6 protein-coding genes are annotated in these 6,189 nt (G+C 73.5%); 3 read left to right on the forward strand and 3 right to left on the reverse strand.

Annotated features, from left to right (window positions below; all coding sequences use genetic code 11):
• On the forward strand, positions 1-957 hold a 957-nt coding region (locus ICW40_RS18035), incomplete at its 5' end, for a hypothetical protein (RefSeq protein WP_221655384.1).
• On the opposite strand, the gene ICW40_RS18040 is transcribed toward ICW40_RS18035, so the two are convergent.
• The 3 genes from ICW40_RS18040 to ICW40_RS18050 all read right to left on the reverse strand — a co-directional run bounded on the left by ICW40_RS18040 (position 894) and on the right by ICW40_RS18050 (position 5,174).
• Positions 894-2,276 carry an O-antigen ligase family protein gene (locus ICW40_RS18040; protein ID WP_221655385.1) on the reverse strand — a complete coding sequence of 461 codons (1,383 nt, stop codon included), beginning with the start codon at positions 2,274-2,276 and terminating at the stop codon, positions 894-896. The genes ICW40_RS18035 and ICW40_RS18040 overlap by 64 nt on opposite strands.
• 1 nt (position 2,277) lies before the next feature.
• On the reverse strand, positions 2,278-4,359 hold the full coding sequence (locus ICW40_RS18045) for a polysaccharide biosynthesis tyrosine autokinase (RefSeq protein ID WP_221655386.1): 2,082 nt from the start codon (positions 4,357-4,359) through the stop codon (positions 2,278-2,280).
• A gap of 248 nt (positions 4,360-4,607) precedes the next feature.
• On the reverse strand, positions 4,608-5,174 hold the full coding sequence (locus tag ICW40_RS18050; protein WP_221655387.1) for a GtrA family protein: 567 nt from the start codon (positions 5,172-5,174) through the stop codon (positions 4,608-4,610).
• A 230-nt stretch (positions 5,175-5,404) separates the two neighbouring features.
• Between ICW40_RS18050 and ICW40_RS18055 the strand changes: the two genes are divergently transcribed.
• Entirely contained in the window at positions 5,405-5,848 is a 444-nt protein-coding gene (locus tag ICW40_RS18055) for an adenylyltransferase/cytidyltransferase family protein (protein WP_221655388.1), read from the forward strand.
• Between the two features lie 159 nt (positions 5,849-6,007).
• On the forward strand, positions 6,008-6,189 hold a 182-nt coding region (locus ICW40_RS18060), incomplete at its 3' end, for a hypothetical protein (protein ID WP_221655389.1).

The raw sequence follows: 6,189 nt of genomic DNA on the forward strand, positions 1-6,189 counted from the left end.
CCCGCACCCGCCCCGGCCCCCGCGCCCGCGCCGGCACCCGCTCCGGCGCCGGGCGACGCGCCGGCACCCGGCACCGTGAGGCCGGACGCGTCGAACACCGGCGTCCGCCCCGGCTCGAAGCTGACGGTGCACCGGGGCGACATCATCGTCACCGAGCCCGGCACGGTGCTCGAGAACCTGGACATCTACGGGTTCGTGGAGGTCAGGGCCGCCGACGTGACGATCCGCAACTCGCGCGTCCGCGGCTCGGGCAAGGGCAGCCACAGCATCGGTCTGATCAACGCGACCGATGCGAACGTGCGCAACCTGGTGATCGAGGACGTCACGCTGGTGCCGGACTCGCCCTCGTACTGGATCGACGGCGTCCTGGGGCACGACTACACCGCGCGCCGGGTCAACACCTGGAACGTGGTCGACGGGTTCGGGATCTTCAACACCCACGGCTCGGAGGCGAACGTGCGGATCGAGTCGAGCTACGTGCACGACCTCGCCTACTTCTCGCCCGTCCCGACGCACTCGGACAAGCAGACGCACAACGACGCGATCCAGATCCAGGGCGGGTCGAACATCACGATCGTGGGCAACCGGCTCTCGGCGTGGCGCTCGAAGACCGCCGGGACCCAGAACTACGACGTCCGCCAGGCCGGGTTCGGGCTGATCGTGACGCCGAACGTCAACGCGGTCACCGGCGCATCGGTCAGCAAGAACTGGTTCGACGGCGGGCACATCCCGCTGAAGATCGAGCGTCGGGACCGGGTGGGCGCGATGAACTTCGGGTCGATCACCGACAACAAGTTCGCCCGGGACATGGTGAACACCGCCATGGCCCGCAAGGACAACTACTTCACGATCCTCATGACGCCCGACACGACGGCCACGACCAAGGGAAACGTCTACGCCGACAACGGCGCACCGGTCGAGGTGCGCCGCGACAGCGGCACCTCGACCGCACCCTGACGGGGTGACGGGCGGGTTTGCGGACCCGCCCCACGCACGGCGTGGTCGCGCTCCGGCGCGGCCACGCCGTCGTCGTCCACGCCGTCGTCCTTCGTGGTCAGACGCGCGACGCCGAGCGCCAGGGCCACCCACAGGACGGTGCCGGCCGCCGAGCGGGCGGCGAGCGCGCTGAAGGTCAGGGGCAGCAGGAACGCGATGAGTGCTCCCTGGCGAGCGCCCGGCAGGTGCCCGGAGCTCGACCAGGCCCGGGCGACGAGCACTGCCTGCGCGCCGAAGTAGAGGACGGCGAACACGAGCCCCATGTCGACCGCGTACATGAGGAACGAGTTCTCGAGGCTCGCGACGAGGCCGCTGTCGGCGGCGATGCCGTAGCTCGAGGTCAGGCCGTACCCGACGACGAGGTAGTCCTGCCAGGTCCGGCCGAAGAAGCTCAGCGCGTCCGTGCGCGCACCGGTGGACCCGGTGTCGTCCGCGAAGCGCTCGCCGACGCCCTCCACGAGGCTGCTGGACAGCAGCGCCGCGGCACCGATCGCGAGCAGGCACAGCGACAGGAGCCGCACGTGCGCGGGCGCCCGGGACCGCAGGACGACCCACACCGCCACGACCGCGACGACGACGACGCCGGAGCGCGACTGGGTGATGGTCACGCCCGCGGTGAAGAGCACGACGAGCGCGAGCTGCATCCGGGCTCGTCGCAGGCCGACGATGAGCGGTGCGACGACGCACAGGAACATCGACAGGATCAGCGGGTGGTCGAACGTCGCCATCCAGCGGTCGAACCCCTCGCGCACGAACCACCACCGCGTCTCGTGCGACGCCTGGTAGATCAGGACGCTGCCGGCCAGCCACTGGACGACGGCGAGCGCCGAGGCGCCGGCGCCGAGGGCGAGGAGGAGGTTGCGGATCGTCTCGACCCCGCGCCGGTCGCCGTCGACCACGGCGAGCAGCAGGAGGAACAGCACGACCGGGGCGACGACGACGTCGATGAGGAGGGCGAGGCCACCGGTCCCGCTCTGCTGGGTCGTGAGCGTCGCGACCGCCACCACGAGGCCGATGGTGAGCACGAGGAACACGTGCCGGCTCAGGACCTCGACGATGCGCGCAGGACCGTGCAGCAGCTGTGCGGCCAGCATGGCCAGGACCAGCCACACCGCCGGGTGCACGGCCAGGGGCCCCGGTGCGTGCCCGGTGAAGAGCGAGGTCGCGACCGCCGGGATCGCGATCCACAGCACGAGGACCGTGATCAGCGTGACGAGCGGTCGCCGGCGCGTCGCCCAGGCGAACGCCGCGCACGCGCCCACCCAGGCCACGAGCAGCATCTCAGCGTCGGGCGGGCACGGGGTCGCCCGGGACGGGCATGTCCGCGCCAGGGCGGCCGGCGTCGTCGGCGTGCGCTCCGGCGTCGGCTGCGCCGTGCGCGGCGGCTGCGTCGCCGTGCGGCGAGGGAGCCGGGACGTCACCGCCCGCGACGCCCCGGTGCTCGTCCGAGCCGGCCGGGAGCCCGGCGTCCGGCTCAGCAGGAGCGGGCTCAGCAGGAGCGGGCTCAGCAGGAGCGGGCTCAGCAGGAGCGGGCTCACCAGGAGCGGGCTCGGCGCGAACGGGCTCGGCGGGAGCGGGCCTGGCGGCAGCGGGGTCGACGTCGGCCGCCCCAGCGGGCGGCGGAGCCACGGCCGGCGCGATCGCGGCGGGCTCGTCCGCGGTGAGCTCGTCCGTGCCGGGCTCGGCCGTGGTCGGCGCGTCCGTGGCGGGCTCGTCCGATGCTTGCTCGTCGGTGGCCGGCGCGTCCGGGGTCGGCTCGTCCGTGCCGGGGGAGTCCGTGGCCGACCCGGGGGAGTCCTGCTCCGGCCGCTCCGTGCCGGCCGCGACGACGTCCGTCGGCGTCACGGGCTCCGTCGCGCGCTCGGGTGCCGTGCCCGTCGGCGCGGGGGCCTCCTCGCCCGTCGTGCCCGTGCGCTTCGCGTCGGCGTCGACGCGCGGCGCGCGGTCGTCGCGTCCGGCAGCGCGTCCGCGATGACGGTGGCGGTGGTTCTTCTCCGGCCGTGACCGGTTCGGGGAGTCGCTCGTGTAGCCGTACCCGCCGCCGCCGAGGGTGCTGGGCGTCCCGTTGAGGATCGTCCCGACGACCGGGGCGCGCACCCCGGACAACGCCTCGAGGGCGGCGCGGACCTGCTCCCGCGTCGTGCGGCCGTGCCGCACGACGAGCACCACCGTGTCCGCGTGGGCGGCCACGACCGACGCGTCCGTCACGGGCAGGACCGGCGGCGTGTCGAGGACCACGAGCTCGTACCGGTCGCGCAGCTGGTCGACGAGCCGGTGCATCGCGTCGCTGCCCAGCAGCTCGGACGGGTTCGGCGGCAGGGTGCCCGCGGCCAGCACGTGCAGCCCGTCGGCGCCCCACGGCTGGACGACGTCCTCGGCGCTGACCGCGCCGGTGAGGACGTTGGTGAGGCCGGCGGCACCCTCGATGCCGAGCTGCGCCGCGACCATCGGCCGGCGCATGTCGGCCTCGACGAGGAGGACCGACCGGCCGCTCTGCGCGAGCGTGATCGCGAGGTTGCAGGCCGTCGTCGTCTTGCCCTCGCCTGCGACCGCCGACGTCACGACGACGACCTGCATGGAGTGGGTGACCGCGCTGAACGTGAGGTTCGTCCGCAGCTGCCGGTACGCCTCGGCGCGCGGCGACCCGGGCTCGGTGTCGGCGATGAGCAGGCTCGGGCCGCCACCCCGCCGCTGGCGCCCCTCCGCGCCGACGGTCGCGAGCGTGGGGAGCCCGCTGACCTCCTTGAGGTCGTCGACGTCGCGGACGCTGCGGTCCAGCATCTGACGGGCGATGGAGAGGGCGACGCCGAGGGCCAGCCCGGCGAGGACGGCGACGCCGATGTTCAGGGTCTTGCGGGGCGAGATCGGCTCGGGGTCGAGGCTCGGCCCGGAGATGACGGTGAGCGAGACGTTCGCACCGCTCGCGCCGTCGGTGCTGTCGAGCCGCGAGACGAGCGGACCGAAGTGCTCGGCGATCTCCTCGGAGATGCGCAGCGCCCGGTTCGGGTCGGTGTCGGTGACGGTCGCCGTGAGGATGATGGTCTCGGGGTCGACCGCGGCGGTGATGCGCGACTTGACCTGCGCGGCCGTGAGCCCGAGGTCCGGCGCCTCGGCGATCTCCTCGGCCACCAGGTCGCTGCGCAGCACGCCGACGTAGGAGTTGACCCGGCGCTGCGCGAACTCGTCCGCCTGGAGCGCCGTGCCCGTGTCCGTGGAGGCGGCGACGTAGAAGGTGACCGTGCTCTCGTACACCGGCGTCGCCCGGCTCGTGAGGTAGACTGCGGCGCCGACGGTGGCGAGCAGCGTCAGGACCGTGATCCACCAGTACCGGCGGACGGCCCTGAGGTGATCGGTCAGCTCCACGCTCTGCTCCTTGCTCGTGCCGGCCGGCGCTCCGTCGCCGGCGCGACCGGTCGGACGGTCCGGCACGCCGAAGTTCCATCGTCACATAACGGACTTCGCCGTGCGTGCGCCGTCAGCCTTTCGCCCCAGAGTTCACCCGATTCCCACCCAGATGCGCGTCCGACGCGCGTCCCGACCGGTCCGGACGAGCGCTCCGCGCCCGCCGGCACCGGGCGCGGCGGGGTGTGCGGGTGGCTGCCGCCGTCCGGTCAGCCGAGCGGACCCCGGGGCGCCGCGTCGTCCAGGAGGTCGGCGCGCTCGTCCACCACGGGTGCCGCCGGCCTCTCGTCGGGCCGTTGCCCGGTGACCCCGGTGAAGACCACCTGGCGGTAGGCGACGAACCGGATCGCCGTGCCGAGCGCCAGGCCGACGACGTTGGCGGAGATGTTGTCGGCCAGCGGCGACGTGAGCCCGAGCACGTAGTGCGAGAACCACAGGCACCCGACGGCGGCGAGCATGCCCACGCCGTTGACCAGCACGAACGCGACCATCTCCCGACCAGGTCGCTCTGTGCGCCGGTGCGAGAACGTCCAGTACCTGCTGCCGACGTAGGACACGACCATCGCGACCGCTACCGCGATCACCTTGGCGGTCAGGGGCTTGTGCCCGAGGACCTCGCCGGGCCCGAAGCGCAGGAGGTTGAACAGGCCGACGTCGACCACGTACGCGACGGCGCCCACCGAGCCGAACCGCGCGAGCTCACCGACGTAGCGGTCCGCGAGCGCACGGACGCGCCCACGCGCAGGGCGCGCGGGTGGCGCCTCGGTGACCTCCATGCAGCGATCCTAAGGAGCCGTCGGAGACGCGCGCCCGGCGTGCGGTCGGGCCCCGGCGGCAGCCGGCCGGGCCGTGTCCGATTTCACCCGATCTGCCCTGTCCGGTTCGCCCGGGTCTGGCCTAGCATCGGGGTCACCGGGTTGGACGGCCAGCCTGGACCGGCACGTCGGAGTGCTCGACCGCACCCGAGCCGGGCGTCGGTCGAGCACCTGCTCGAAGGGGTTGTGACATGGCAGTGGTGGGGTATGCGCCCGGAGGCTACGACCTCTTCCACGTCGGCCACCTCAACATCCTCCGCCACGCCAGGAGCCGGTGCGACGTCCTCATCGCCGGCGTCGTCTCGGACGAGCTGCTCGAGCGCGTCAAGGGCCGCCCGCCCGTCGTCCCGCTCGCCGAGCGCCTGGAGATCGTCCGCAACATCGGCTTCGTCGACGACGCGGTGGCCGAGGTCCTGCCCGACAAGCTGGACACCTGGGCGCAGGTCGGCTTCGACGTCATCTTCAAGGGCGACGACTGGCGCGGGACGCCCAAGGGCGACAAGCTCGAGCGCGACTTCGCCTCCGTGGGCGTCGAGGTCGTCTACTTCCCCTACACGGTGCACACCTCGAGCACGCAGCTGCGCCGGTACCTGGACGAGTCGATCGCGCTGAGGCAGCCCGCCTCGGCGATGTGACGGCCGGCCAGGCGGCGTGACCGGCGACGTGACCGCCGGGGCGCGTGTCGGTGGCCCCTCGTAGACTGGCGCACACACCCCGCTCCGCACCGGAACCGGGGCGCTCGTGCTGTGCCGGCGCGTCCGACGTGCCCGGCGCCAGACGGTTCGAAGGGATCCATGGACCTCACCGGCGTCCTGCCCGTCCTCCTGCGCGACCCCGCCTTCGCGGGTGCCGTCGAGCGCGCCCGCAGCGCGGTGGCGCGCGGCACCGTCGACGTCGTCGGCTCCGCCGGGGTGCGGCCGGCCCTGGTCGCCGCGCTGACGGGTGCGGTCGCGCCACCGGCCACCGAGGGCGGCGC

Source organism: Actinotalea ferrariae, assembly GCF_019733465.1.
Lineage (GTDB): Bacteria > Actinomycetota > Actinomycetes > Actinomycetales > Cellulomonadaceae > Actinotalea > Actinotalea ferrariae_A.